The following is a 25,112-nucleotide window of genomic DNA, read 5'->3' as shown; positions in this document are numbered from 1 at the left end:
TGATGCCTGTCCAAACAATATAACCAGTAAAAGTCGAGGACAGAACCCTCGACTTTTTCATGCAAAGGAAAGAGCCTCTTCCAATTGAATGAGGCTCTTTTTTTCTACTATTCATCAGCTGTTTGCAACAGCACCTTTTTGCAGTTCATACATTTGTGCATACAGCCCTTCTTGCTGCATGAGTTGTTCATGACTGCCACGCTCGACGATTTCACCTTTTTCTAACACCAAGATCATATCGGCTTTTTTAATAGTGGATAATCGGTGAGCGATCACAAAAGTCGTTCGTCCTTCTTTCACTACATCAAGCGCCCGCTGAATGATCGCTTCTGTTTCTGTATCAATGTTCGCGGTGGCTTCATCTAAAATTAAAATTGCTGGATCGTACGCCAATGCGCGCGCAAATGAAATCAACTGACGTTCCCCTGAGGAAAGGGTGCTTCCCTTTTCAACGACTGGTTCATCAAAGCCTTCTGGCAAATGCTTCAATAACTCTGCGGCACCTACTTGCTTTAATGAGGATTCAATCGTTTCTCTTTTGATGTCTTCATTTCCTAAGCTCACATTGGAAGCAATCGTTCCAGAAAATAAATATGGGTCTTGCAGCACAATGCCCATTTGTTTACGGAGCGTTTGGCGCGACTGATCATAAATGCTTTCGCCATCTATGAGAATGTCTCCTTGCTGAATGTCATAAAAACGCAGCAGCAAGTTCATGATCGAGCTTTTCCCAGAACCAGTATGCCCCACAAGTGCAACCGTTTGACCTTTCTTCGCTTCAAACGTAATGTTCTTTAAGACATTTTTCCCTTCATTATAAGCAAAGGTGACATCTTTGAACTGAACGTGTCCCTCCAGCTTCTTCTGAACAGGTTCTTCCACTTCTGTTCCTGGTTCATCTAATAATCGGAAAACCCTTTCTGATGAAACCCTTGCTAATTCCAACCTAGAGAACTGATTCACAATGCCTGTAATCGGCTGGAACAATCGATTTAAATAATCGACAAACGCATAGAGCACACCAATGGACACAATGCCTGTCGCACTTAGCGACGCACCGCCAAAATACCAAATGAGTGCCACATATGCTAAATTTCGCAGCAGGTTAACCAAGTTATGTGAAAGAAGTGAATTTAAATGCAGCATCTTTCGCTGATATCGAAAATGATTGTTGTTCAGCTCATCAAATTCCTCTTGCGTTGCTTTTTCATGACGAAAGGCTTGAATGATTGTCATCCCTTGAATGGCTTCATTTAGTTTGGCATTGATTTCACTGATGATCGAACGAATGCGGTGATTGTACACTGATGCAAACTTTCTATAAGTCATCGACCATAGGAAAATAATCGGTACTGCGATCAAACAGATGAGTGCCAGCTTCACATTTAATAAAAACATGGCAATGTAAATCCCAATCATGTAAATAGCACTTGTCACGAAATTTGCAAGGACTGTTACATATAAATCACGAATGGTTTCCGTGTCATTTGTAATCCTCGCGACAACTTTTCCAGCCGGTAAATTATCAAAATATCGGATCGGCAGCGTTTGGATGTGCTCAAATACGTCTACCCTCATTTTTTGAATAATTCGATTTGCAATCCTCTGGAGCAAATAATGCTGCCCATACTGAAAGAAAATCGCAACGATAAGCAGTCCTAGATAAAATAGAACAAGCTGCACCAAACCACTGATTTCTGGCTGATAAAAAGCGAAAATCTCCTCTTTTGATAAACGCTTTACCTCATAGGTTTCACGCTCGTTCCCATTATCAATGGTGAGCTGATCTCCCGATATTTTTCTGTTTCCATCAAAACGAATCGGCTCATTCACAAAATAGTACCCGAACCCGACTTGCACTACATTGATTTGCTTTCCAGAATCCATTCCATTATTTAATCGATCACTTCGTATATAGTTATTTCCCTGGTAATAAACGGTTTTGTCTGTCTTTTCATTGACCTCGACATACGGTTTTTCTACACCTAAAATATGATCATCAATCATTTTCTTCCCAATAAACGGCCCTGTCAGCTCAGCACCAACTGCAATCATTAGAAAGATTAAGGCAACAGACAATACTTTCTTATATAGGAGTGCGTAGGCAAGGAGTCTTCTTCCTGTTGTCATGCCTCATCCCCTCCTTCCAGCTGATTTGTTAGCTGCTGACGCAAAAATTGTTCTTTGTACCACCCATCCTGCTGGATGAGCTCGTTGTGGGTGCCCTTTTGGACAATGCGTCCTTCTTCCATGACAAGAATGAGATCCGCATGTTCAACAGCTGATAGGCGATGAGTTGTAATAAACGTCGTTTTGCCATGACGGTTTTGTCTTAGATTTTCTAGGATAGCGGTTTCTGTTTTTGCATCTACCGCAGATAATGAGTCATCCAGAATTAAAATGTCTGGATCAATTAATAAAGCACGTGCGATGGATATTCGCTGTTTTTGTCCGCCTGACAGCGCCACACCTTTTTCTCCAACCATGGTTTCCAGACCCTCTGGCAGAAGGCGTAAATCCTTTTCAAAGTAAGCATCTTTGATTGCTTGTGCTAACTCATCTTGTTTCGCGTCCCGATGACCAAAGCGCATATTCTGTTCCACGCTTTTTGAGAAAAGTATATGATCCTGCGGTACGTATCCGATCCATTGAAATAACTGATCTAATTCAATGTTTTGAATCGGAACACCTGATAGCAAGATTTGCCCATCACCTGCCGGATACTGGCGCAGAAGCTGTTTGACAATGGTCGTTTTGCCGCTTCCCGTTTTGCCTGTAATCCCAATCGTCTGCCCTTTTCGAACGGTAAAGGACACATCAATGAGATTATCTTTAGATGAGGTTGGATATCTGAATGTCACATGATCAAACTCAATATCTCCAGGCTCTTGTAACGTTTTCGGCTGAGCAGCATCTGTTACGTCCGGCTTGTAGCTGAGTGTATGATTTAACCGGTCTAACGACGCATTTCCTCTTTGCATAATATTAATCAATTCGCCGATCGCAAACATTGGCCAGATCATCATGCCAAGATAGACGTTAAATGCAACAAGCTCCCCAATGGTTAAATCACTTTGGAACACGAGGTATGCTCCGTAGCCGATTCCGATTAAATAGCTGATCCCCACAAGTAATTTCACTGTCGGCTCAAACAAAGAATCAATGATCGCCACTCGCATGTTTTTTTGAAATACATCATCTGTCATTTCTCGAAAGCGTTCGACATCTTGTTTCTCCTGCACAAAAGACCGAATGACCCGGACACCTGCCACTGATTCAAGAACGCGATCGTTCATATCTCCAAATGCATCTTGAGCGACTGTAAAGCGCTCATGGATTTTGCTTCCATAAAACGCAATCAAGAGCGCCATCAGCGGCATAGGAATAATCGCCATTAAGGTTAATTTCCAGCTAATCGTCAGCCCCATCGTAAAGAAGATCATCAGCATATAAGCAGTGGAATCAACCAAGGTCAGAACGCCAAAGCCTGTTGTTAAGGCCACAGCATTCAAGTCGTTTGTACCTAATGCCATTAAGTTGCCCGTTTTTTTCTTTTCATAAAAAGTAGGCGTCATCTTAAGCAAGTGGCGCATCAGTTTCCCACGCATCACACGCTCCATGACATTTGCGCCGCCAAATAACTGATACATCCAAAAATATGTAAGTGTATAGACGACGACACCTAGTAAACAAAAAATGGTCACATAAAACACAATACTGGATGTTGTAAATTGACCAGAACGAATGTCATCAACTGCCTGGCCAAGGTATCTTGGCGGCAGCATTTCAAGCACATTCACAATGAGCAGGAGCGTAATAGCAATCGTATAACGCCTCCACTCTTGTTTAAAGAACCAGCCTAATTTCGCAAATACTGAAAACATGTTTGTCTCTCCTTTTCAAGCTAGCCGCTTTCTAAATTTTCCTGCAAGTCACCTTGTTTCGTTTTTTGAGCTTTTGTCATTTGTCTTGATTTTGGCATGTTCACATGCTTTCACTCCTCTTCATTTACTTGTTGTTTTTCATCCCTTTATTTCGAAATGCGAAATGAATTCAACAAAAAAAGAGGCCACCAGCTGGCTGGTACGCCTCTTTTCGTCATGTAAAAAGGCGCATGTTGACAAATACGCAACATACGCCTTGATTCATCCGATCAATTGGAACAGACGAGTTCCTTTTCCATGACCAATGAAGGTGTAATTGTCACGTGAATCAACCCATTCATGCAGTTTGATTTCATTCTTCCAATGTTGCACATGACATTTCCTCCTTTTGGCTCTTGAATCTTTTTTTATCTTATAGTGGCTGTCACTATTTTGTCAATAAATATTTTTCAATAAATGAAATTTTCTAACAAAAATCATTCTCCTTCATGTGTATCTTTTTCTATTAACGGGTATACCATGAGTGTAAAGACTCCTTTTGAAAGGAATGAGGACATTGTTTCAAGCTGATCGGATGGTCGTAGCGTTTGATGGACATGAAGACAGTAAGAAAGCATTAAAAAAGGCAATCGCTTTAGCTAAAACCTTACATGCCAAGCTGACCGTTACCTATGCACATGATGGCAAAACAGACAGACAGGTGTTTGATGTGCCGCGCCCAATGACTGGCGGAGCTTATATCGGCGGCGGTACGGCAGATCTTCAAACACCCCCTGTCTATGTACCTCATGATGAACAGCAAAGTCCCTTGATTTTTGAAGACCATACAGAAGAGGTCGTTGCGGAAGCAAGAATGCTTTTAAATGAGGAGCAGTTTGAGGCTGCCATTGAAATTGTAGAGGGAGAACCAGCGGAAGCGATTATCGAATATGCGGAGGAAATATCAGCAGACCTCATCGTCATGGGAGCACGTGACCAAAGCAGATTGAAAAAAATGCTGTTTGGCAGTGTGAGTGAAAAGTTATCATCAAAATCAGATATACCTGTGCTTATTGTGAAATAAATGCATCACAAAAGGCTGTAAACATTGGTTTACAGCCTTTTTTTATTTATGAAGAGATCGATGCTTCACTTTCATGGTTAATTTTTTGCTGGAAGCCTTCCTGTACGCGCTTTGTCAGCTTGCCCGGAACGCCTTCCCCTACTGGCTCGCCATCTATTTCAACAATCGGAATGACTTCAGCTGTCGTCGAGCTGATGAAAATTTCCTGAGCGCGCAGCAGTTCTTCTTTGCTTATACGAGTTTCTTCAACAGTACACCCTTCTTCCTCACATACCTCCAGCAGCTTTCTACGAGTAATGCCGTTTAAAATGAGATTGTTTGCAGGGTGAGTACGAATCACGCCATCAATCACGGCATATACATTCGAGGAGGTTCCCTCGGTCACAAAACCGTCTCTCACAAGGATTGCTTCAAACGCACCAGCTTCAGATGCTTTCTGCTTTTCCATGATGTTATATAAAAGGTTTAAGCTTTTGATATCACACCTTAACCAGCGAAGATCCTCAGATAAAATGGCCTTTGCCCCAGCTTCCTGCTCTTGAACAGGCTTTTTCACCTGGAACGTATATGCCGTGATTTGAGGAGTGAGAGAATCACTATATTGATGTTTACGAGGGGCGACACCCCGCGTGACTTGAATATACACACCGCCATCTGTTAATTGATTGTGAGCGACGAGCTGTTGTAACTTTTCTTCCATATCTGATACTGTACCTTGCAGATGAATGCCAATTTCCTTTGCACTCTTGAACAGACGCTCTGTATGTTCCTTTAACGTAAACAAAGTACCATTGTATACACGGATGACCTCATAGACTCCGTCACCAAATTGATAGCCTCTGTCCTCAATATCAACATGTGCATCCTTTTTTTCAATGAAATCTCCATTGTACAATACTTTCATATGGAATCTCCCCTTCGCTTTGCATTAATGGTTGAATCTGATGCTATCTTAGCGGATAAATGGGTACGTTTCAATGATTATTCAGAATTATTTCACATCATAAGAAATGGATAACCTTCTATTGTAACAAATATAGATTCATAACCAAAAAGATTCCAATTTTTTAGCATCTTCTATATTCATAGGCTCTTTTTTCCTGTATACTTACTCCATATAAACACGACAAAAAACAGCGAAAAAAGACAGAATCCACTACATGATTCGACACAAATTTTTGATTTATTGGAGCGATTGTAATGCAACGGGTTAAAAAAAAACAGACACCTTCAAACACAATGCTGCTCTCAAAGGCGATTGGTTTTGTCATCCTGACACTGATCCTCTTTTTTATTTGGGATATGTCCAAAACCAATATGCAGGCAGCAGATCAGCCGGCGAAATTATCTGCGAGCAGTCAATTTAGAGACACAAGCACTAGTATGAAAGCAAAAGATGCTTCTCGGAAAACATTAGATGCACATTTTAAGATCAATTCAGATAAACATATAACGGATCAAACGATCTTTTTAACCTTTGATGATGGTCCATCAGCGACTTCAAATCAGCTGTTAGATGTGCTAAAAGCGCATCAAGTGAAAGCCACATTCTTTATGCTCGGACCGCAGATTAAAGAACACCCGGCAGCTGTGAAAAGACTTCATCAAGAAGGTCATCAATTAGGGCTTCATGGCATCACCCATGATGTGAAACGCTTTTATCAAAAAAAAGATTCTCCTGTTAACGAGATGAAGGAAGATCAGCGCATTTTGGCTTCTGTGACAGGTGAGTATACCCATCTTGTGAGAACACCTTATGGCAGCACCCCAAATTTAACCGATCAGCAAAAAGCACGTTTAAAACAAAAAGGCTTTGTCTACTGGGACTGGACCATTGACAGTCTTGATTGGAAATATAAAAGCTCAAAATATGTACCAGAGGTATTAAATCAGCTGCAAGTGCTGGAGACAAAAAATCCAAAAGAACCAAAAATCATCTTAATGCATGATCAGCCGGCGACGGCAAAATACTTAAGCAGCTTAATTACGCAGCTAAAGGCAAAGGGCTATACATTTGAAGTCCTTGATGAAACAATGAAGCCGCTGCAGCAATAAAGTAAAACCCGCACCTTTAGGATGCGGGTTTTTTAATGATTTATAAAGCTTTCACGAGATCGCCAATTCGCTCATGAAAGATAAGATCAAAAAGCGGATCGAATTCTGTTTCACTCAAATTCATCATCACCATGAAGATGGAAGGATCATGAGCTGCATCTTCTGGAATATACCTTGCTGGCGCTACCTCCAAGGAAGTCCCCATGACGAGGAGCATGTCCGTTTTCTGAAGTGATGTCTCCACTTGGTCTAAATGTTTGACCATATCGCCAAATAGGACAACATCTGTTTTTAGCACACGTCCACACGTACTGCCGTCTGAGGTAACCCTTTGACAGACCGGCACCTCTTCTTTTAATAAATAAGGCAGATCATATACCGCCTGACACGATGGACAAGTGGCCGTTTGAATGGAGCCATGGAGTTCATATACATGCTGGCTTCCCGCCTTTTTATGAAGACCGTCAATATTTTGGGTAAAAATATCCACATGCTTCCCTTGTTGCTCAAGGCTGGCTAAAAAGGTGTGCCCGCTATTTGGCTCATATTCTCCACTCATTTTCATTTGAAACAATTCTTTAAATTTTGGCCAGAATTGATGAGGGTTTGATAAAAAGTAGGACCGGCTCATCGCCTCCATGCGGGAAGTATCTTCTGTCCACAGACCACCCGTTGATCTAAAATCAGGAATACCCGATTCTGTACTCATACCTGCACCTGAGAGTACTGTGATATGTGAAGCCTGTGATAATTTCTCTCTTAGTGCTTCCACTTTTGTTTGATCCACGCACCATTCCTCCTTTATTCACCCAGCTGCTTCTCACCTTTTTGTTTCATATAAATGGCCTGACCAGGGAAAGCAAATTCTACGCCTTCCTCGTGGAAAATATCTATGATGCGATAGTTAATATCCTGCTTAATATCAAGGTTTTCAGACCAAGCTGTCGTATTAGTGTAAAAGTTGAAAAACAAGTTCAAATAGCTGTCTGCCAGTACATCGAGATTTACCATAATCGTCTCTTTATGCACCCCATCATGCTCGTGAAGCATCTGTTTGAGACGCTTAATACACTGATCAATATTTTCCTTTGGTGTATTGTAGGAAACGCGAACAGAGAACGTAATCTGACGTTTATTCATTCTTGTCCAGTTTGTGATTGGCTCCTTAGAAAGCGTAGAATTCGGAACGGTCACGACGGCTTCAGCAGGTGTTCGAAACCTTGTGCTTCGAAATGTAATGTCCTCCACAGTCCCAAGTACACTTGGTGTCTCCACAAAGTCGCCCATCGTAAAAGGCTTCTCCGTAATGATGACTATCCCTCCAAAAAAGTTAGCCACTGTATCCTGAGCAGCGAGCGCAAATGCTAGACCACCTAGACCAAGCCCTGCCACAAGTCCATTTACGTCATAATTAAATTCTTGTGCAATGACGCTAATACTCAGTGCAATAATAATGAAACGAAGTACCTTTGATAAAAATGGTGCTAAAATATCATCCATATCTAATTCAAATTTCGAATTGACCTTTTGAAACAAGAAAGAAGATGCAGCGGTTAAATTACAAAGCCCCCACGTCAGCATTAATATAATAGAAGATCTATACAATTTAATGATGACATCCATATGATGCTCAAAGTATGGTGCCTGTCTTAACGCAAAATATAAACCAAGTGCCACGAAAAACAGCCTGGCTGGTTTTTCAAATGCCACAACAATTTGGTTAATGACCTCCGTTTTAGACCGATTCGTCAGCCTAAACAGAAGCTGAAATAAATACTTCGTAAATACTTTCCGAAGCAATAAAAAAAGCAATAAAATACAAAGGCTAATACCAATTTGGATCGCAATATCTACTGTAAAATATGTATCCATCCATTTTTGTGTAAACATGTCTGTCTCTCTCCTTTAAAACAATCCTCTCTAGTTTATAATATAACCTTCGTTCATGTCCTCTCTTAAATGTCTGACCTCTACATAAAAAGCCTCGGGACTGATCCCGAGGCATGAAGTTCAAATATGAAATTTTGGCTAGAGACATATCGACGGGCAGCAAACTACTTTTTCTTCTGAGCCTGATCAAGGAGAGTCGCTTTAAACATTTCAGCATCCGTTTCAGCCTTAATACGTTCTTCCACTCTAATTCTCCCTTTACCCAATCATCTCGCCTCCTTTTCATCATTATAAAACATCAGAATTTTCAGTCAACATGACGAAAGCACTAATATTTTGACGAACGCTGACGATTTGGACAAAATTGATCGAAGAAAAAATGATGTAGTTCAGATTTACTCAATAAGAGCTTGGGATATTCCTGCAACTTTTCACCTTTTATACACGATGCTTTCTCACCACACGCCATGTTCCATTACATACAGCTCTCCATCGTTCCATATAGTAAAGAAGGAAAAACAGCAAAAATTTGATATGATAAGACCAGAACTTATGTCAGGAGCTGGAGCATGTGTATATTATCGCGCATAGAGGGTCTTCAAGCGCTGCCCCAGAAAATACAATCGCCGCATTTGATTTAGCTGTTCAGCAAGGTGCGGATTATATTGAGTTAGACGTCCAGCTGACAATGGATCAGCACGTAGCCGTCATCCATGATGATACCGTTAATCGAACAACTAACGGAAGCGGCTTAGTGAAAAGTTATACACTTGATCGGCTGAAGAAACTGGATGCAGGAAGCTGGTTTGATTCACAGTACGCCAACGAACGAATTCCCACCTTACAGGAAATTCTTGAAAGGTACACTCATCGTGTCGGGATACTGATTGAGATCAAGCATCCAAAACGGCAGATTGGGATTGAAAAGGCAGTTGTCGACATCATCAACCGGTTTGCCTATTCCCGTCACATCATGGTTCAATCTTTTGATGCCAATGCACTTCAAAGAGTCAAAGCTTACGCCCCTTCTCTTCGAACAGCTTTTATTATAAAACCCTCTGCCTTTAAACTGACGAAAAGGAAATTAGCGGAGTACAGCTCCTTTGCGGATTGCCTTAATATGAAGAAAACGATGATCAACAGATGGTGGATTGACCGCATCCACTCATTTGGAATGGATGTCTTTATATGGACAGTGAAAGATCAAAAAACAGCCGACAGGATGAAAACATACCTCATTAATGGAGTGGTGACGGATCACCCGCCATTTTTTCTAAAGGAGAAATGATTAAATGAAAGCATATCTCGCCGTATTTATCGGTGGATTGGTTGGTACCCTTTGCAGATATGAACTTAGCCAATCCGTTGTCAGCCAGACATTCCCCTATGCAACACTGATTGAAAACATGACAGGCAGTCTGTTTCTTGGCTTTTCAACAGGATATTTTATGTTTCGGAAAGGAAAAAAATATCTTGCTGCATTGATCGGAACAGGATTTTGCGGTGGTTTTACGACAATGTCCACTTTTTCTAAAGAAACGGTTCTCTTATTACAGGATGGACTGTTCACATCAAGTATCATGTACATTCTACTCTCAGTGATTGCTGGAGTGGGCGCTGCCTTATGTGGACTGATCACCGCTCAGCGCCTCTTTCAACAAAATGAGCAGCCGAAAGGAAGCAGATAAATGATTGTATTTTATACAGCTGTTGCCGGCGGGATGGGCAGTGCCCTTCGTTTTTTCCTCAGTCAATCGATTCAGAAAACCAAGTTTCATACTCGTTTTCCGTATAGTATTATTCTCATCAACTTACTCGGCGCTGCCGGTTTAGGTTTACTGACAGGTGCAGTGTCTGACAATGATCCGCTGCTTATGATCATTGGTACTGGGTTTTTCGGTGGTTTTACAACATTCTCTACATTTAGTGTAGAAGCTGCGTCCATGCTGCATGAGCGGCAAATTGGACTTCTTGCTGTCTACTTGCTGGTCACAATCATCGGGTCTTTATGTCTCTTTGCTGCGTTTTATCAAATAGGACAGCATCTTTTTTAAATATTGGTAATGGCGGCTAAGCTGATGAGCAGCTGATCCATGAGCTGGCGCTTCATCAAAAAGAGTGTTTTTTCACTATAGCCAATTTCCATTGCACACTTTGCCATCCGCCAATCTCGAAAATATTTGTAATCGATGAGCTGCTGCTCTATTTCGTCCAACTCTTTTAATGCCGTTTCAATACAAGCAACGATGAGTTCATACTGACTTTTTTGTTCTTCTAACTTTTTCCGTGTTATGTGGTCGAGATGATGCGGGCTTCTTTTTTCAAGCTGCCTTTCGATATTTAAGATTGCTGCTTGATAATTTTTGAAATTCTTTAAATGAAACTCAATTCGTTTCATTGAGGTTTTTTTCTCCGTGATACTTGCTGTTTCATACCAAAGCATGTCCATCCCCCTCTATCGAACGTTTGTTCTTATTATATACCGAACATATATTCGTATAAAAGAGACTAAATACCTAAAAAAACCTTGAGCTTATTTTTCGCTCAAGGTCATTTCGTTTACTAAAAGCGGCTCCTTTATATCAAGCCCAGTGCGTGCGCTGCCTTTTTCTGACGATGTGACGCCTTTTTTCAAATCGATCTTTTTAACGTAGCGTCCATCCATTTCCAGCACTTTCATTCGAATATCATCAAGATAGACGGATTGTCCTTCTCTGATATCAATATTCTCTTTTAAGATGAGTCCGCCGATTGTATCAATTTCCTCATCATGATAAGAGATCTCGATCAAATCTTGAACTTCATCTAATCTCACTTTGCCATCTAAAACATAATGATGATCGGCTCTTTTTTGAATAACTGGCTGCTCATCTTCATCGAATTCATCTCGAATATCTCCGACAATCTCTTCTAAAATATCTTCCGTTGTGACAAGTCCAGACGTTCCGCCATATTCGTCAGTTAAGATCGCCATATGCATTCTATCACGCTGCATCTTAACGAGAAGCTCTTGAATAGGAATCGTGTCGATAACCTCAATCACTGGATATATATAATCTTGAATTTTCAGTTGATCTTTTTCACCTTGATACACAAGATCTGCAAAGAGCTGCTTTTTGTTCAGCATGCCGATGACATGGTCTTTATCTCCTGAAAACACAGGGAAACGTGTATACTTTTCCTGCGTCATGATGGCGAGGATATCATCTAACGGCATATCTTCTGGAATCGCACAAATTTCTCGCCGCGGTACCATGATCTCTCTGGCAATTCGATTATCGAAATCGAAAATCTTGTTCATATAATTATATTCTGATGGGTTGATTTCCCCATTTTTTAAGCTCTCAGATAATAAAATCTTCAGTTCCTCTTCAGAATGGGAATGTTCTTTTTCAGACCCCATATCAATGCCCATCATTTTAGTTAGCAGACGTGCTGACCCGTTTAACACATAAATGAAAGGGAACATAAGGATATAAAATGCATGCAGCGGGCCTGACAGCCATAGTGTCATTTTTTCCGCCTTTTGAATGGCAAGCGTTTTTGGTGCAAGCTCACCTACAACTACATGCAAAAAGGTAATAATAGAGAACGCAAGTGTTGCTGAGATCAGGCTGATTGCTGAATCAGGAATGTTTGTCAAACCAAAACCTCGAACCAAAAGTTCTTTCACAGCCGGCTTACCAATCCACCCTAAACCAAGGGATGTCACTGTAATACCGAGCTGACAGGCTGACAAATATTCATCTAGCCTTGATGTCACCTTTTTCGCCATGATGGCCTTTTTGGACCCTTCGGCAACAAGCTGATTAATTCTTGAACTTCTCACCTTTACTATGGCAAATTCAGATGCAACAAAGAAAGCTGTTAAAGCAATCAAAACACCGACTATACTCAGATTAACAATATCGTCCATTTAACCTTGCTCTTTCTTAGAAGAACAAGGAGTCACCTCCTGATTGATGATGTTATGTTTTGCAAAACGGTTAACTGATTAAATAAGACTACATTGAGGGCCCCACTTAACCACCTCCGGTTCACGTAAAATTCCGCCTCTCTACATATATATGAAACGGTATTCATTTTATCTTACCATAAATAATCTGAAAATTCCTGTATCATCATGCTGTTTTTGACATGACTGACTAAATTGAGGGAAATCCTCCTCTGTTTCTTCTTATTGGCAGGAAATATGAACAATTAACTTGTGTTTCAGACTAGAATTATATTAAACTATTTTCATAAACTATAACGTGACGGTTAGGAGGAGATGTTCAGATGGGGCTGAGAAAAAGTATCGTATTGGTGAACTAGCACAGATTGCACAGGTGACGAAACGAACTGTAGATTATTATACAAATCTAGGTTTGCTTGCGCCTGTTAGATCTTGCTCAAATTATCGTTATTACGATGAATATGCTTTAAAACGATTACAATTAATCGTTCTTTGCAAACAGCAGAGATTGGCTCTTTCTGACATCAAATCCAGATTAGATGAACAATTCCCTTCTCAAAAGGAAGATCATGATGAACTTGTCCATTTAACCTCTGATATCGATCGGATGAATGAGCATATGGACCGCATTTTGGCACGTTGTAAGCAGCTTCAGCCAGAACAACGTGAAAAACTAAAAGAGCAGCTTACTCCTGAAAAAATGACGGCTGTCCAATCATTTTTACTGCTGTTAAGTTAAAATTTTTACTAAACAGGAGGTGTTACCTTCGTTCTCAAAGTCAGAACGAAGGCCTTAATTGGACATAGTTAATTTACTCATAGTTGCTTTACTTATAGCTTTAACCGCGTTTTTCGTTGCATCAGAGTTTGCGATCATTCGCTTAAGAAGCTCAAGAATTGATCAGTTAATCGCAGAAGGTAATAAAACAGCAGTTGCTGTCAAGCATGTAACGACTCACCTTGATGAGTACCTATCAGCCTGTCAGCTTGGTATTACCATTACCGCCCTTGGTATTGGTTGGTTAGGGGAAGAAACAATTGCGCATATGCTTGCGCCGCTCTTTGCAGAGTTGTCCATTCCTCAATCAGCTAGTTCTATTGTCACTTTTATTATCGCGTTTAGTATCATGACGTTTTTACACGTTGTTGTTGGAGAACTTGCACCGAAAACACTCGCCATTCAAAAGGCTGAGCAAGTATCCCTTCTTTTTGCTAGACCACTGATGATCTTTTACAAAGTGATGTTCCCGTTCATTTGGGTATTAAATGGATCTGCTCGTTTGTTAACGAAAGCGTTCGGTCTTCAGCAAGTATCTGAGCATGACATGGCGCACTCTGAGGAAGAATTGCGGATTATTTTATCAGAGAGCTATAAGAGCGGCGAGATTAACCAGTCTGAATTCAAATATGTAAATAAAATTTTCGAATTTGATGACCGTCTGGCGAAAGAAATTATGATTCCTCGTACCGAAGTTGTCAGCTTCCCGTATGATATTACCATTGAGGAAATGCTGAAGGTAACAAAGGTAGAGAAATATACACGTTATCCAATTGAAGATGGCGACAAAGACAACATTATCGGTGTTCTTAACATTAAAGAGGTTCTCACTGCCTGCATTAGCGGTGAGTGCTCTACAAGCGATACGATCGAGAAGTTTGTAAATCCGATTATTCATGTGATTGAAACGGTTCCTGTTCATGATTTACTGCTCAAAATGCAGCGTGAACGTGTACACATGGCCATTTTATCAGATGAATATGGCGGTACAGCAGGTCTTGTAACCGTTGAAGACATCCTTGAAGAAATCGTTGGTGAAATTCGTGATGAGTTCGACATTGATGAAATCAACGAAGTGCGTAAACTTGGAGAAGACCATTACATCTTTGATGGCAAGGTTCTTGTTGATCAAGTCAACCTGCTATTAGGTACACAGCTTGATAATGAAGAGGTCGACACAATCGGCGGCTGGTTCCTTACTCAGAAATATGAAGTAGAGAAAAATGACGCCATTCGTGAACAAGGCTATGAATTTATTATTAATGAAGTCGATGGACACCATGTGGCATACATCGAAGTAAAAAAGTTAAATGAACAATTATTAGAAGCAGCTGAAGAAGGCGCTTCGTAACAAAAAACGCCCACTTGCTTAAGCAAGTGGGCGTTTCACATTGTGGACAAAGGGCTAAAATGATTTTTATTTTAGCCCTTTGTCTTCTTTTCAGCGTGATAGAAAACCTTTGCAGTCTAGGAAGGGCGAGTACCGGAGCGAAGCGAATTGAAACATTCGTGAGCACCGGAGCGCAGACCTGACAACGAATGCGAGGGTTTGTCTACACGCTGAAACGACCCTTGCCTAAGCAAGCGGTCGTTTTTCTTATGCCTTTTCCATTAATTGAGCTTCTAGCTCTTTGATTCTTGTGTTTAATACTTCTGTCATGGCACCTAATCTTTCTTTTGGCGGCAGATGGTCAAATTCAGACAGCTCAATCGGTTCACCGATGATTAAGCGCATTTTCCCTTTTTTGAAAAGACTTTTCGCATTTGAAGGTCCTTTGTATGCGGCTGGAACAATTGGCGCTTTACCGAGCTGCGCAATGGTAACCGCCCCTCTTTTTAGAGGAACATCCTCTGTTGTACGTGTTCCGCTTGGAAAAATCCCAACGATCTTTCCCTCTTTTAATAATTTAATGGGCGTTTTAATACTACTTGGCCCAGGATTCTCTCGATCAACAGGAAAGGCATGAATCTTTTTTAAAAATCCACCGATCCATTTATTTGCAAACAATTCTTTTTTCGCCATGTAGTGGATCTCAAACGGAAGAATTCCTGCGCCTAATGCAAGAACATCCACAAAACCCTCATGTGTACAAGCAATGACAAAACCCCGATCAGTTGGCAGATTCTCTTTTTGATATACTTTGATTCCACCTCGGAGACCAAATAATAGTTTGACGGTATAGCCTGAAAATTTATACATAGTGCACTTCCTTTGTTTGAAGAATGAAGGATTTGTCTCTATTATAACAAATTTTTTATTACCTGGTACTAAAAATTTGTACACAGTCCAATCCTCCCTATTTTTTTCGTTTAAAAATGAACGTTCTGCCTGTATTCAAGCACAAGGTTTTAGGGGAGAATAGAATAGGAATTGTGTCCAATTTTGTCGTTTTTCGATGTTTTTTCCTGATTTGTTCTATTGAAAATACTTTATAAATGATGCAAATTTCGCTATGATAAGGAGAAATGATTTTGATTCGGCGAAAGAGATGAGTAATGTACGGTAATGAGAAGTTTCGTGCAACTTTATGCCTTTCTTATGCGTGTATAACATAGAGGGGAGAAAAATCAGTGACGATCGATGAAATTTATCAAATGTATATGAACGATGTTTACAGGTTTCTGCTCTCCATGACAAAAGACAAACATTTGGCAGAAGACTTATTGCAGGAAACCTTTATGCGTGCGTATATACATATTCATTCCTACGACCATAGCAAAGTGAAACCTTGGTTATTTCAGGTGGCACGAAATGCTTTTATTGATTATGTCAGGAAACATAAAAAAGAAGTGACCATATCGGATGACCTCATTGGCGGTCTTTTACAAACGTCTGTACAAAGCCCTGCTGAACAGGTTGAAATAAAGGAAGTCCTCACCATGTATTTAGAGCAGCTTCCAGATAACTACAAGGAAGCGTTGACATTGTATTATTTAAAAGAACTAAATTACAAGGAAGCATCCAAGGTCATGAATATTACTGAAGCAAATTTCAAAAGTGTTTTATTTCGTGCAAGGCAGCGCCTAAAAGCACTTTACAACAGAGGTGTTAATGATGAATGAAGAGTTTAACAAGCGATGGGAACAATATAATAATGGTGAGATGAATGAGGAAGAAATGATAGCGTTTGAGGAAGAGCTTGAAGAAAACGAAAAACGCTTAAGCCAGGAACTGAACGACTCGGATTGGACAGATTTTTCCATCAGTCCTGAGAAGCAAAAAGCCATTTTACAATACGGAAAAAGAAAGTCATATTTACGTATTTCCGTACTGGCTGTCATATCGACACTCATTATTTTACCGCTTTGTACATTAGGAAGTTATTTATACTACGGCGTTGGCGGAGCCGAGAGCAAAGGCAATCACTTCATGGAAACTGCCGCTGTCACCGTCGCTTTGACCAAACCAAACGTGGCCATTGATATGAAGGATTTAAAAGGTCAGGTCAAACTTTTTGGGATGAACACCGAATTGAAGCTGCAAAAGCAAATTGGCAATAAAACAGAAGCCATTGGCAGTGAACAAATCGAGATGTTTTTCGATAAATTAAAGCAGCCTACTATCTCTTATTATGGTGACAGCGCACGTGAAACGGAGGGTTTCTTTACCCATCCTTCGGCGCAGGCAGATGCCTCAAAAAAACAAACACTCACTACGTTAGACAAACTTCCTGAAGGAACAGTAAGTGAAGTGTATGTATCCTATGACAGAGCTTACACACCAAAGGATGTTTATTCCTTTGCTAAAAAATACGATATGAAAGTGCTGTGGAATGCGATTAAAACAGAGGATTCATTAAGTGGAAATCAGCGGCCAATCGGCTTTCCTGGGAAGGACTCTGAATTTTTAAAAGAGCTTCAGCACACATCAAAAACTGAGGTAGATCAATTCAAAGATGCCCTTGCTTATGTTAATCAGCACCCGACATGGGCAACAACGATCTCTGGCAGACCTGATCTTGACCTGTCTAATCGTATACGCTATATCGATCAAAATGGCGTCACGGTTTATGGCTCTGTGGTCACTGGGCCTTCAAAAGAGATTGAGAAATTTGTAAAGACAAAACGCATTAAAACGGCAAAAGTGAGCGAGGTGGAATTATGGAATTGGTAAGAATTTTTAAAGAGCATAATGTATTTGGCTGGATTTCTGTCGGCACAGCGATATTATCCCTGCTCATGCTAAACCTCGCCATTATCAGCAACGTGACATTTTATTCTTTTCAAATGCTTCCTTTTGCAATGGCCGCAGTTCCATTTGGCATTATTGAACTGTTCATTAAAAAAGGCCGTACGGGTCCAGGTTTCCTCGGTGTCGTACTGAATATCTTTGTCATTGTTTGTGTCTATGCCATCGTATCAATCGATGTCGATCTTCAATTAGGTTTTTAATCAGCACTCAAAAGCAAAAGCCCGTGTTACTTGACTAATGCCAAGCATCACGGGCTTTTTTCATTTATTGTTTATTCAATTCTGAATGCTTTCTTGAATATAAGAAATACACAACCAGCCCAATGGCAAGCCAGATTAAGAAACGTACAAAGGTGATTGCACCAAGCTTATAAATGAGCAATCCGCAAGATAGAATAGCTAAGATCGGAATAAGCGGAACTGCCGGGCATCTGAAAGCTCTTGGTAAGTCCGGCTGCGTTTTTCTCATCACAATGACCGCCACTGAAATCAAAATGAATGCTGAAAGTGTCCCGATGTTCACTAAACTTGCCAGCTCATCAAGTGGAATAAATCCACCCATTAATGCTGACAATGTACCGAAGAACAATGTATTGATGTAAGGAGTTTTATGCTTTGGATGAACTTTTGATAATACCTTTGGCACCAAGCCATCACGAGACATAGCAAACATCACGCGTGTCTGGCCGTACAACATGACAAGCATCACGGTTGTCATCCCTAGAATCGCTCCGACATCCACAATACCAGCCACCCAGTTTTGTCCGGCTACTTGTAAAACGAGAGACACTGGATGTGATACTCCTTCAAAATTCATAAAAGGAACGATGCCCGTCATAATCGCACTGACAACGACATAAAGCAGCGTACAAATCAATAAAGAAGTAATAATTCCTCTAGGCAGGTTGCGTGATGGATTTTTTGTCTCCTCTGCCGCAGAAGCAACTGCATCAAACCCGATAAATGCAAAGAATACTAGGGCTGCTGCACTTAAGACCCCTGATGTCCCAAATGGAACGAATGGTGTCCAGTTTTCAGGTTTTACATATTTCACAGCGACTAAAATAAAGAGCAGAATCACAGCAATTTTCATAATAACCATGATGTTATTTACTCGTTTTGATTCTTTAATACCAAAGTACAGCAGGAAGGTGATGACCATTAAAATAATAAATGCTGGAAGATTAAAATATGTCACGTGTCCCTTTAAACCACCTGGTGCTGCTGTTAACTCAACTGGTATATGAACCCCTATCCCATTTAAAAAAGACACAAAATAGCCTGACCAGCCCGCTGAAACGGCACTAGCAGCCAGCATATATTCTAATATTAAATCCCAGCCAATGATGAATGCTAGAAATTCCCCCATTGATGCGTACGTAAATGTATACACAGACCCTGACACAGGCACTGTTGAAGCAAATTCCGCATATGACAGTGCTGCAAACAAACAAGCAAGACCTGCGATGACAAATGATAGCACAAGTCCTGGCCCCGCAGTGACGGCTCCTGTACCTGTTAGAACAAATATCCCTGTCCCGATAATGGCTCCAATGCCCAGCATGGTTAAATCAAATGAACCCAATTCCTTTTTTAATGCTTTTTCCCCTTGTGTTGCCGCAATGAGCTCTGAAATGCTCTTTTTTCTAAACAACGAATTGCTCATACCATCACTCCCAAAACTTAGTATCAGTCTAAAGACGCCACATTCATATAATTCACAATATTTTCTGAATATTTAGATTAAATTTAGCGCAATAAATTGGTGGCGTAAAATTATTATATATGAAAATTAAAAAATGAAAACACTTTTTTAAAAAATAGAGTGAAAATTCTTATATATCAACGAAAATATTGTCAATAAAACGGTTAGATTTTCTTCAATCCTTATTCAATTGATAGTTTGTCTCCCTCTATTTATGATACAACATGGAAGATTATATTTTTTTCATATACTTATTATTCAACAAAAATAAGACCCTTTTTTTAAAAGCGGGGTCACAATTATGTTATTTTAAAGCCTTTAGACCGATAGTGATCTATGAGAAAAAGACCAGTTCTGCGGCACAAATGATATATGAAAAAAGAGACTGCTTCATAGCAGTCTCTTAAAATGAATTAGTTTACAAATGTTTTCGCTCCAAGATAAATAGGCTTCCAATAGCTTGATGTCATATCACTGATCGTTACACCGTCAGAAGCAGCATGGATAAACTTATTGTTCCCAAGGTAGACACCCATGTGAGATGGACCCGATTTATACGTTGTAAAGAAGACAAAATCTCCAGCCTTTGGTTTGGATACACTTTTCATCGATCCCCAGAAACCTTCAGTTGTTTGTCTTGAAATCTTTTTTTGTTTGTTAATGATATACCACATAAATCCGCTGCAATCAAAGCCCTTCGGTGTCGTTCCACCCCATCTATATGGAGTACCGTTTTGCGCTTTAGCATCTGCTATGAGCTTAGACGTGTTTAAGGAAGAAGTAGAGACTGTTTTTTCTTTCACAGGTTTCGCCTTTACTTTAGACGTCTTTTTCACCTTTAGCTTTTGCCCGATTTTAATGAGGTCTGTTTTAAGTTTATTTAACGATTTCAACTCTTTCACAGTCATCCCGTATTTTTTGCCGATCTTAGATAATGTATCACCTTTGACAACTTTATGAGTGGCAGTTGCTGAAGCCGTTTTTACTTTTGTTGTTGTTTTTGATGTCTTCACTGCTTTTTTCGAAGAAGTGCCATTCACTTTTAAGGTTTGTCCAACATAAATCACGTTAGATTTCAGCTTATTGTCTGATTTAATTTTGCTCACGCTTGTTTTGTATCTTTTCGCTAGAACAGAAAGAGAGTCACCTTTTTGAACTTTTACTGATTGTGCTGAGGCAGCGCCGGCAAATAATGTCGTCCCAAGTAGAACTGCACTTGCAGCTGTGATCAATTGTTTTTTCATTTGTTCCTCCTGTATGTATCTATCTGATCCGAATTTTTATCTACTCCCTATTATAAGGATCAAATACCAGAAGAAATAGTCTTGACTTCCTACGACATTATGCTTATTAATTCGGCAAAATTTATTTTTTTTTAGGGTTCTTTTTATTTCATTTTCATTACACAATCATGACAAAATAATCGCATCTTGTCATGGATAAATGATACATTCATTTCTCTTTTTGGTTCATTCTATGTAAAGTGGACCTTTACAATTTTAAAGTGAACTTTACGGTGCTGTAAAAAGGAATCCACACTTCTGCTCTACCATTGTAAACGTAAGAGCGATACATAAACAATGAGGAGGCAAAATGAATGAGTGTGTTGAAAAGCTCGAAAACGAAAATTGCTGCAGTGGCAGCAGCATCTGTGCTATCGATTGGCATTTTTTCAGGGATTGAATTTGGACAAGCTGACAAAGCTGAGGCTAAAAAGAAGCCGAAAAATGACGTGCAAAATGTGATCGTGCTGATTGGAGATGGCATGGGAACACCTTATCTTTCAACTTACCGCTCATTTAAACACAACGGTGACCTTTCAAAGCAAACAGCGTTTGACCCTTACCTCACTGGCATGCATAAAACATACCCTGACGACTCTAAAAGTAACATTACCGATTCAGCAGCAGCTGGTACAGCCATGGCCACTGGTAAAAAGACATACAACAATGCCATTGGTGTAAACAAAAACGGCAAAAAACTAAAAACCGTTTTAGAAGAAGCCAAACGAAAAGGAAAATCGACGGGTCTTGTCGTGACATCTGAATTAACAAATGCTACGCCTGCTGCGTATGCCGCTCACGATGTGTCTAGGAAAAACACTGCAGCCATCGCTGATGACTTCTTCGATGAGAAAATCGGAAAACAGCATACAGTCGATGTCATGCTTGGCGGAGGACTTGTCGATTTTGTCCGAAAGGATCGTGATCTGACGAAGGAATTCAGACAAGCCGGTTATGATTATGTCACCAATAAAGCCGCCTTACAAAAAAACAAAAATGAAAAAGTGTTAGGCATTTTTGCTGATGGAGGTCTCGATAAAGCCATTGATCGTGATCAAACGACCCCTTCCCTGCAAGATATGACATCCTCAGCCATCAAACAGCTGTCTAAAAACAAAAAAGGATTTTTCCTTATGGTCGAAGGCAGTCAAATTGACTGGGCTGGACATGATCATGATATTGTCAGTGCGATGAGCGAAATGAAGGATTTTGAAAAAGCATTTGAAGAAGCGATCCGTTTTGCGAAAAAGGATAAAAACACGTTAGTCATCACGACCGCAGATCATTCAACTGGCGGACTTTCCTTTGGAGCAGACGGTTCAGGCAGCTGGGATTACAAACCGGTCAAAGCAGCGAAAAAAACGCCTGACTTTATCGCAAACAAAATTGTCAGCGGCATGCCTGTCGAGTCAGCGCTGAAACAATATATCAATCTTGATTTCACAAAAGAAGAAACAGCCTCTATTCAAAAGGCCGCTGAAACAAAGGATACTGTTAAAATTGATGATGCGATTGAAGAAGTGATCAATACAAGATCACATACAGGCTGGACAACTTCTGGTCATACCGGTGATGAAGTTCCATTCTTTGCGTATGGCCCAACAAGCCAGCAGCTAAAAGGTCTGATGGAAAATACAGATCAAGCGAAACATATCTTTAAATTACTTCATCAATAAAACGAAGAACATTGTAAGAGCAGGTGTAGAAAATGCCTGCTCTTTTTATTGTTCAATCTTCCAGTTGAAATTTCTGAAAATAAAGATATTGACAAATTGTTTATTTGTCTTACAATTAAACAAAAGAGTTTTTGGTAGCGCTTACCTTTCTTTTTAACAAATTACAGGAGGTTTTTAGCAATGATTCAAGGTAGAAGAGCACCAGAAGGCATATTAGGTTTTCCTATCGCTCCTTTTCAAGCAAATGGTCAGCTTTCTGAGGAAGCACTATTTCAAAACATTCAATTCTTACTAGACGAAGGGCTCGATGCCATTTTTATTGCATGTGGGTCGGGAGAATTTCAGTCTATTAGTCAAAAAGAATACGAGCAAATGATTGATGTGGCACTTGCAGCTGCCGGTGGTCAAGTTCCTGTTTATTCAGGAGTTGGCGGAAATTTAAATACCGCACTGGAGTGGGCAAAAATTTCCGAGGAAAAAGGCCTTGACGGTTACTTATTACTCCCTCCTTATTTAATTCATGGTGAACAAGAAGGACTATATGAATACGCCAAAACCATTATAGAAAGTACAAACCTAAATGCCATCTTATATCAACGAGATAATGCTGTTCTTTCTGTGCAGCAAATCAAACGGCTCACTTCTTTTGAACAGCTTGTTGGTGTAAAAGATGGGGTCGGTGATATGGATTTAAACGTGAATCTTTCCTATACAATAGGCAGCAGGCTCAGCTATATAAATGGATTGCCTATGGCAGAGGTCACAATGCCGGCTTACTTACCGATTGGTTTTCATTCCTATTCCTCCGCAATTTCTAATTATATCCCGCACATCTCAAGAATGTTCTATCACGCACTAAAAACGGGTGATCAAGAAACGGTCAAGGACATTTACACAACTGTTATTCTACCGATTAACCGGATTCGCCAACAGAGAAAGGGCTATGCCGTCTCACTCATTAAAGCCGGCATGAACATCATGGGACATTCTGTCCGCAATTCAGCAAGACCGCCTGTTGTTCCTGTAGAAAAAGAACACTATCAAGAACTAGAGAACATTTTACAGCACGCAATGGAACGCTTCCCGAAAAAAGCGGCTGTGAATTAACGAAAGAAAGGAGCTCATATTATGTCCACTTCAGTGAAACAAAAAACGTACTTCAATTATATCAATGGTGAATGGGTAAAGGCTTCCACAGGAGAAGTGATCCCCATTCAAAATCCTGCCGACAAAGAGGAGGCTGCTGGATATGTGCAGCGCTCAAGTCTCGAAGATGTAAACGCAGCCATCACTGCAGCTCATGAAGCAAAGACGATGTGGCGAGATTTATCAGGTGCAGAACGAGGACAATATCTTTATAAAGCAGCTGATTTGCTGGAAGAACGTCTCGATGACATTGCCATTACTGCTGTAAAAGAAATGGGTAAAACTCTGCCTGAGGCAAAAGGAGAAGCGGCACGCGGTGTAGCCATTCTCCGCTACTATGCCGGCGAAGGAATGCGCAAAGAAGGCGATGTCATTCCTTCTACTGACCGAGAGGCACTCATGTTCACTAAAAGGGTTCCATTAGGTGTTGTAGGCATCATCTCTCCTTGGAATTTCCCTATTGCCATCCCTATTTGGAAAATGGCTCCTGCACTCATTTATGGGAACACGGTCGTCATTAAACCTGCGACAGAAACTGCCGTTACTTGCGCAAAAATCATGGCCTGCTTTGCAGATGCCCACCTTCCAAAAGGAGTAGTCAATATGGTCACAGGATCGGGAGCTGTCGTAGGTCAAGGAATGATTGAACATCCAAATATCCAAGGAATTACATTTACTGGATCAAATGCAACGGGTAAAGCCATCGGTCAAAAAGCCTTTGATCGCGGGATTAAGTATCAGCTTGAAATGGGAGGAAAAAACCCCGTTATCGTAGCCAATGATGCGGATCTTGATCTTGCGGTAGAAGCAGCCATTACAGGAGCCTTCCGGTCAACTGGACAAAAATGTACAGCAACGAGCCGAGTCATTGTCCAAGAAGACATCTATGATGCCTTTAAAGAAAAACTCGTTCAAAAAACGCAAGAGATCACTATTGGGGACAGTTTAAAAAAAGACGTATGGATGGGTCCGATCGCAAGCAAACAGCAGCTTGATCAATGCCTTTCCTATATTGAAACTGGAAAAAAAGAAGGTGCCACCCTCCTTTTTGGCGGGGAACCATTAACAGATGGTGATTATCAGAATGGTTATTTTATTGAGCCTGCTATTTTCGAACATGTCACCTCAGACATGACCATCGCTCAAGAAGAAATATTTGGTCCTGTCATTGCTTTAATCAAAGTGCAAGATATCAATGAAGCATTTCACATTGCCAATGATGTGGTTTTTGGCTTAAGCGCTTCTATTTTCACACAAAATATCGGTCGTATGCTGTCCTTTATTCAGAATATCCAAGCTGGGCTCATTAGAATTAATGCAGAAAGTGCTGGTGTAGAGTTACAGGCACCATTTGGTGGAATGAAACAATCAAGCTCTCATTCTCGTGAACAAGGAGAAGCGGCAAAGGAATTCTTTACAGCCATTCAAACCGTTTTCATTAAATCGTAAAATTGAAGCATTTGAGAGGGCATCTGCCCTCCTCAAT

General features: G+C 40.4%; 24 protein-coding genes. 13 read left to right on the top strand and 11 right to left on the bottom strand.

Annotated features, from left to right (window positions below; genetic code table 11):
* Nucleotides 1–114: 114 nt before the first annotated feature.
* Both MHH65_RS04770 and MHH65_RS04765 read right to left on the bottom strand, forming a co-directional pair.
* A complete protein-coding gene (locus MHH65_RS04770) occupies nucleotides 115–2,130 on the bottom strand; it encodes an ABC transporter ATP-binding protein (RefSeq protein ID WP_024426581.1) in 2,016 nt (671 codons plus the stop codon).
* On the bottom strand, nucleotides 2,127–3,884 hold the full coding sequence (locus tag MHH65_RS04765) for an ABC transporter transmembrane domain-containing protein (protein WP_024426582.1): 1,758 nt from the start codon (nucleotides 3,882–3,884) through the stop codon (nucleotides 2,127–2,129). The genes MHH65_RS04770 and MHH65_RS04765 overlap by 4 nt, the downstream gene beginning before the upstream one ends.
* A gap of 556 nt (nucleotides 3,885–4,440) precedes the next feature.
* Here MHH65_RS04765 and MHH65_RS04760 point away from each other — a divergent pair.
* Nucleotides 4,441–4,947 carry a universal stress protein gene (locus tag MHH65_RS04760; protein WP_024426583.1) on the top strand — a complete coding sequence of 169 codons (507 nt, stop codon included), beginning with the start codon at nucleotides 4,441–4,443 and terminating at the stop codon, nucleotides 4,945–4,947.
* Between the two features lie 46 nt (nucleotides 4,948–4,993).
* On the opposite strand, the gene dat is transcribed toward MHH65_RS04760, so the two are convergent.
* Nucleotides 4,994–5,851 carry a D-amino-acid transaminase gene (gene dat, locus MHH65_RS04755; RefSeq protein WP_024426584.1) on the bottom strand — a complete coding sequence of 286 codons (858 nt, stop codon included), beginning with the start codon at nucleotides 5,849–5,851 and terminating at the stop codon, nucleotides 4,994–4,996.
* Between the two features lie 296 nt (nucleotides 5,852–6,147).
* On the opposite strand from dat, the gene MHH65_RS04750 reads away from it, so the two are divergent.
* A complete protein-coding gene (locus MHH65_RS04750) occupies nucleotides 6,148–7,002 on the top strand; it encodes a polysaccharide deacetylase family protein (RefSeq protein WP_024426585.1) in 855 nt (284 codons plus the stop codon).
* Nucleotides 7,003–7,042: 40 nt separating this feature from the next.
* On the opposite strand, the gene MHH65_RS04745 is transcribed toward MHH65_RS04750, so the two are convergent.
* The 3 genes from MHH65_RS04745 to MHH65_RS04735 form a co-directional block, all read right to left on the bottom strand.
* A complete protein-coding gene (locus MHH65_RS04745; protein WP_080652929.1) occupies nucleotides 7,043–7,789 on the bottom strand; it encodes an NAD-dependent protein deacylase in 747 nt (248 codons plus the stop codon).
* A 14-nt stretch (nucleotides 7,790–7,803) separates the two neighbouring features.
* Entirely contained in the window at nucleotides 7,804–8,892 is a 1,089-nt protein-coding gene (locus MHH65_RS04740; RefSeq protein ID WP_024425736.1) for a mechanosensitive ion channel family protein, read from the bottom strand.
* A gap of 164 nt (nucleotides 8,893–9,056) precedes the next feature.
* Complete coding sequence (locus tag MHH65_RS04735) at nucleotides 9,057–9,158, bottom strand: YhdX family protein (protein ID WP_017360338.1); 102 nt, start codon at nucleotides 9,156–9,158, stop codon at nucleotides 9,057–9,059.
* A 305-nt stretch (nucleotides 9,159–9,463) separates the two neighbouring features.
* Between MHH65_RS04735 and MHH65_RS04730 the strand changes: the two genes are divergently transcribed.
* From MHH65_RS04730 to crcB (MHH65_RS04720), 3 genes are read left to right on the top strand one after another with little or no spacing between them, the layout of a single operon-like run.
* Nucleotides 9,464–10,180: a glycerophosphodiester phosphodiesterase family protein gene (locus MHH65_RS04730; protein WP_098676771.1), complete on the top strand. Its 717-nt coding sequence runs from the start codon at nucleotides 9,464–9,466 to the stop codon at nucleotides 10,178–10,180.
* A 4-nt stretch (nucleotides 10,181–10,184) separates the two neighbouring features.
* Nucleotides 10,185–10,580: a fluoride efflux transporter CrcB gene (gene crcB / locus MHH65_RS04725; RefSeq protein WP_046310394.1), complete on the top strand. Its 396-nt coding sequence runs from the start codon at nucleotides 10,185–10,187 to the stop codon at nucleotides 10,578–10,580.
* Nucleotides 10,581–10,946, top strand: a complete 366-nt coding sequence (gene crcB, locus MHH65_RS04720; RefSeq protein WP_034282241.1) for a fluoride efflux transporter CrcB — start codon at nucleotides 10,581–10,583, stop codon at nucleotides 10,944–10,946. It begins immediately after the preceding gene.
* On the opposite strand, the gene MHH65_RS04715 is transcribed toward crcB (MHH65_RS04720), so the two are convergent.
* Together MHH65_RS04715 and MHH65_RS04710 are read right to left on the bottom strand one after the other, a co-directional pair.
* Nucleotides 10,943–11,335 (bottom strand): hypothetical protein, encoded by a 393-nt coding sequence (locus MHH65_RS04715; protein WP_046310392.1) that lies wholly within the window; start codon nucleotides 11,333–11,335, stop codon nucleotides 10,943–10,945. The genes crcB (MHH65_RS04720) and MHH65_RS04715 overlap by 4 nt on opposite strands.
* A gap of 90 nt (nucleotides 11,336–11,425) precedes the next feature.
* A complete protein-coding gene (locus MHH65_RS04710) occupies nucleotides 11,426–12,808 on the bottom strand; it encodes a hemolysin family protein (RefSeq protein WP_024425731.1) in 1,383 nt (460 codons plus the stop codon).
* Nucleotides 12,809–13,145: 337 nt separating this feature from the next.
* Between MHH65_RS04710 and MHH65_RS04705 the strand changes: the two genes are divergently transcribed.
* Together MHH65_RS04705 and MHH65_RS04700 are read left to right on the top strand one after the other, a co-directional pair.
* The gene (locus MHH65_RS04705; protein ID WP_034667702.1) at nucleotides 13,146–13,586 is read left to right on the top strand and encodes a MerR family transcriptional regulator; all 441 of its coding nucleotides are present in this window, start codon (nucleotides 13,146–13,148) and stop codon (nucleotides 13,584–13,586) included.
* A 58-nt stretch (nucleotides 13,587–13,644) separates the two neighbouring features.
* Entirely contained in the window at nucleotides 13,645–14,976 is a 1,332-nt protein-coding gene (locus MHH65_RS04700; RefSeq protein ID WP_024426590.1) for a hemolysin family protein, read from the top strand.
* Nucleotides 14,977–15,222: 246 nt separating this feature from the next.
* On the opposite strand, the gene MHH65_RS04695 is transcribed toward MHH65_RS04700, so the two are convergent.
* A complete protein-coding gene (locus tag MHH65_RS04695) occupies nucleotides 15,223–15,825 on the bottom strand; it encodes a 1-acyl-sn-glycerol-3-phosphate acyltransferase (protein ID WP_024425286.1) in 603 nt (200 codons plus the stop codon).
* Nucleotides 15,826–16,196: 371 nt separating this feature from the next.
* On the opposite strand from MHH65_RS04695, the gene MHH65_RS04690 reads away from it, so the two are divergent.
* Genes MHH65_RS04690 through MHH65_RS04680 form a run of 3 tightly spaced genes read left to right on the top strand, consistent with a single transcriptional unit; the run spans nucleotide 16,197 to nucleotide 18,017 of the window.
* On the top strand, nucleotides 16,197–16,688 hold the full coding sequence (locus MHH65_RS04690; protein WP_024425287.1) for a sigma-70 family RNA polymerase sigma factor: 492 nt from the start codon (nucleotides 16,197–16,199) through the stop codon (nucleotides 16,686–16,688).
* Nucleotides 16,681–17,739, top strand: a complete 1,059-nt coding sequence (locus tag MHH65_RS04685) for an anti-sigma factor (protein ID WP_046310389.1) — start codon at nucleotides 16,681–16,683, stop codon at nucleotides 17,737–17,739. The genes MHH65_RS04690 and MHH65_RS04685 overlap by 8 nt, the downstream gene beginning before the upstream one ends.
* Nucleotides 17,727–18,017 (top strand): hypothetical protein, encoded by a 291-nt coding sequence (locus tag MHH65_RS04680; RefSeq protein ID WP_024425288.1) that lies wholly within the window; start codon nucleotides 17,727–17,729, stop codon nucleotides 18,015–18,017. Before MHH65_RS04685 ends, MHH65_RS04680 begins: the two co-directional genes overlap by 13 nt.
* 64 nt (nucleotides 18,018–18,081) lie before the next feature.
* Here the strand turns inward: MHH65_RS04680 and MHH65_RS04675 are convergent, their stop codons facing one another.
* On the bottom strand, nucleotides 18,082–19,482 hold the full coding sequence (locus MHH65_RS04675; protein ID WP_098676770.1) for an amino acid permease: 1,401 nt from the start codon (nucleotides 19,480–19,482) through the stop codon (nucleotides 18,082–18,084).
* Between the two features lie 452 nt (nucleotides 19,483–19,934).
* A complete protein-coding gene (locus MHH65_RS04670; RefSeq protein WP_041116968.1) occupies nucleotides 19,935–20,765 on the bottom strand; it encodes a C40 family peptidase in 831 nt (276 codons plus the stop codon).
* A 353-nt stretch (nucleotides 20,766–21,118) separates the two neighbouring features.
* On the opposite strand from MHH65_RS04670, the gene MHH65_RS04665 reads away from it, so the two are divergent.
* From MHH65_RS04665 to gucD, 3 genes are all read left to right on the top strand, one after another.
* Nucleotides 21,119–22,480, top strand: coding sequence for an alkaline phosphatase (locus tag MHH65_RS04665; RefSeq protein ID WP_098676769.1), 1,362 nt, complete (start codon nucleotides 21,119–21,121; stop codon nucleotides 22,478–22,480).
* 180 nt (nucleotides 22,481–22,660) lie between these two features.
* Nucleotides 22,661–23,587, top strand: coding sequence for a 5-dehydro-4-deoxyglucarate dehydratase (gene kdgD, locus MHH65_RS04660; protein WP_098676768.1), 927 nt, complete (start codon nucleotides 22,661–22,663; stop codon nucleotides 23,585–23,587).
* Nucleotides 23,588–23,608: 21 nt separating this feature from the next.
* Nucleotides 23,609–25,075, top strand: a complete 1,467-nt coding sequence (gucD, locus tag MHH65_RS04655) for an alpha-ketoglutaric semialdehyde dehydrogenase GucD (RefSeq protein ID WP_034282252.1) — start codon at nucleotides 23,609–23,611, stop codon at nucleotides 25,073–25,075.
* The last annotated feature ends 37 nt before the right edge of the window (nucleotides 25,076–25,112 follow it).

Origin of the sequence: Bacillus sp. FSL L8-0654, assembly GCF_038629965.1 — a bacterium.
Taxonomy (GTDB): Bacteria; Bacillota; Bacilli; order Bacillales; family Bacillaceae; genus Bacillus; species Bacillus safensis.
This window is presented reverse-complemented; position numbering and strand designations above follow the sequence as displayed.

Excerpts from the sequence above, each read along its gene's own strand:
- MHH65_RS04770 (WP_024426581.1), bottom strand. The coding sequence starts at position 2,130 with ATGACAACAGGAAGAAGACTCCTTGCCTACGCACTCCTATATAAGAAA.
- MHH65_RS04765 (WP_024426582.1), bottom strand. The coding sequence starts at position 3,884 with ATGTTTTCAGTATTTGCGAAATTAGGCTGGTTCTTTAAACAAGAGTGG.
- dat (WP_024426584.1), bottom strand. The coding sequence starts at position 5,851 with ATGAAAGTATTGTACAATGGAGATTTCATTGAAAAAAAGGATGCACAT.
- MHH65_RS04750 (WP_024426585.1), top strand. The coding sequence starts at position 6,148 with ATGCAACGGGTTAAAAAAAAACAGACACCTTCAAACACAATGCTGCTC.
- MHH65_RS04740 (WP_024425736.1), bottom strand. The coding sequence starts at position 8,892 with ATGTTTACACAAAAATGGATGGATACATATTTTACAGTAGATATTGCG.
- crcB (WP_046310394.1), top strand. The coding sequence starts at position 10,185 with ATGAAAGCATATCTCGCCGTATTTATCGGTGGATTGGTTGGTACCCTT.
- crcB (WP_034282241.1), top strand. The coding sequence starts at position 10,581 with ATGATTGTATTTTATACAGCTGTTGCCGGCGGGATGGGCAGTGCCCTT.
- MHH65_RS04715 (WP_046310392.1), bottom strand. The coding sequence starts at position 11,335 with ATGCTTTGGTATGAAACAGCAAGTATCACGGAGAAAAAAACCTCAATG.
- MHH65_RS04710 (WP_024425731.1), bottom strand. The coding sequence starts at position 12,808 with ATGGACGATATTGTTAATCTGAGTATAGTCGGTGTTTTGATTGCTTTA.
- MHH65_RS04695 (WP_024425286.1), bottom strand. The coding sequence starts at position 15,825 with ATGTATAAATTTTCAGGCTATACCGTCAAACTATTATTTGGTCTCCGA.
- MHH65_RS04685 (WP_046310389.1), top strand. The coding sequence starts at position 16,681 with ATGAATGAAGAGTTTAACAAGCGATGGGAACAATATAATAATGGTGAG.
- MHH65_RS04680 (WP_024425288.1), top strand. The coding sequence starts at position 17,727 with ATGGAATTGGTAAGAATTTTTAAAGAGCATAATGTATTTGGCTGGATT.
- MHH65_RS04675 (WP_098676770.1), bottom strand. The coding sequence starts at position 19,482 with ATGAGCAATTCGTTGTTTAGAAAAAAGAGCATTTCAGAGCTCATTGCG.
- MHH65_RS04670 (WP_041116968.1), bottom strand. The coding sequence starts at position 20,765 with ATGAAAAAACAATTGATCACAGCTGCAAGTGCAGTTCTACTTGGGACG.
- MHH65_RS04665 (WP_098676769.1), top strand. The coding sequence starts at position 21,119 with ATGAGTGTGTTGAAAAGCTCGAAAACGAAAATTGCTGCAGTGGCAGCA.
- kdgD (WP_098676768.1), top strand. The coding sequence starts at position 22,661 with ATGATTCAAGGTAGAAGAGCACCAGAAGGCATATTAGGTTTTCCTATC.
- gucD (WP_034282252.1), top strand. The coding sequence starts at position 23,609 with ATGTCCACTTCAGTGAAACAAAAAACGTACTTCAATTATATCAATGGT.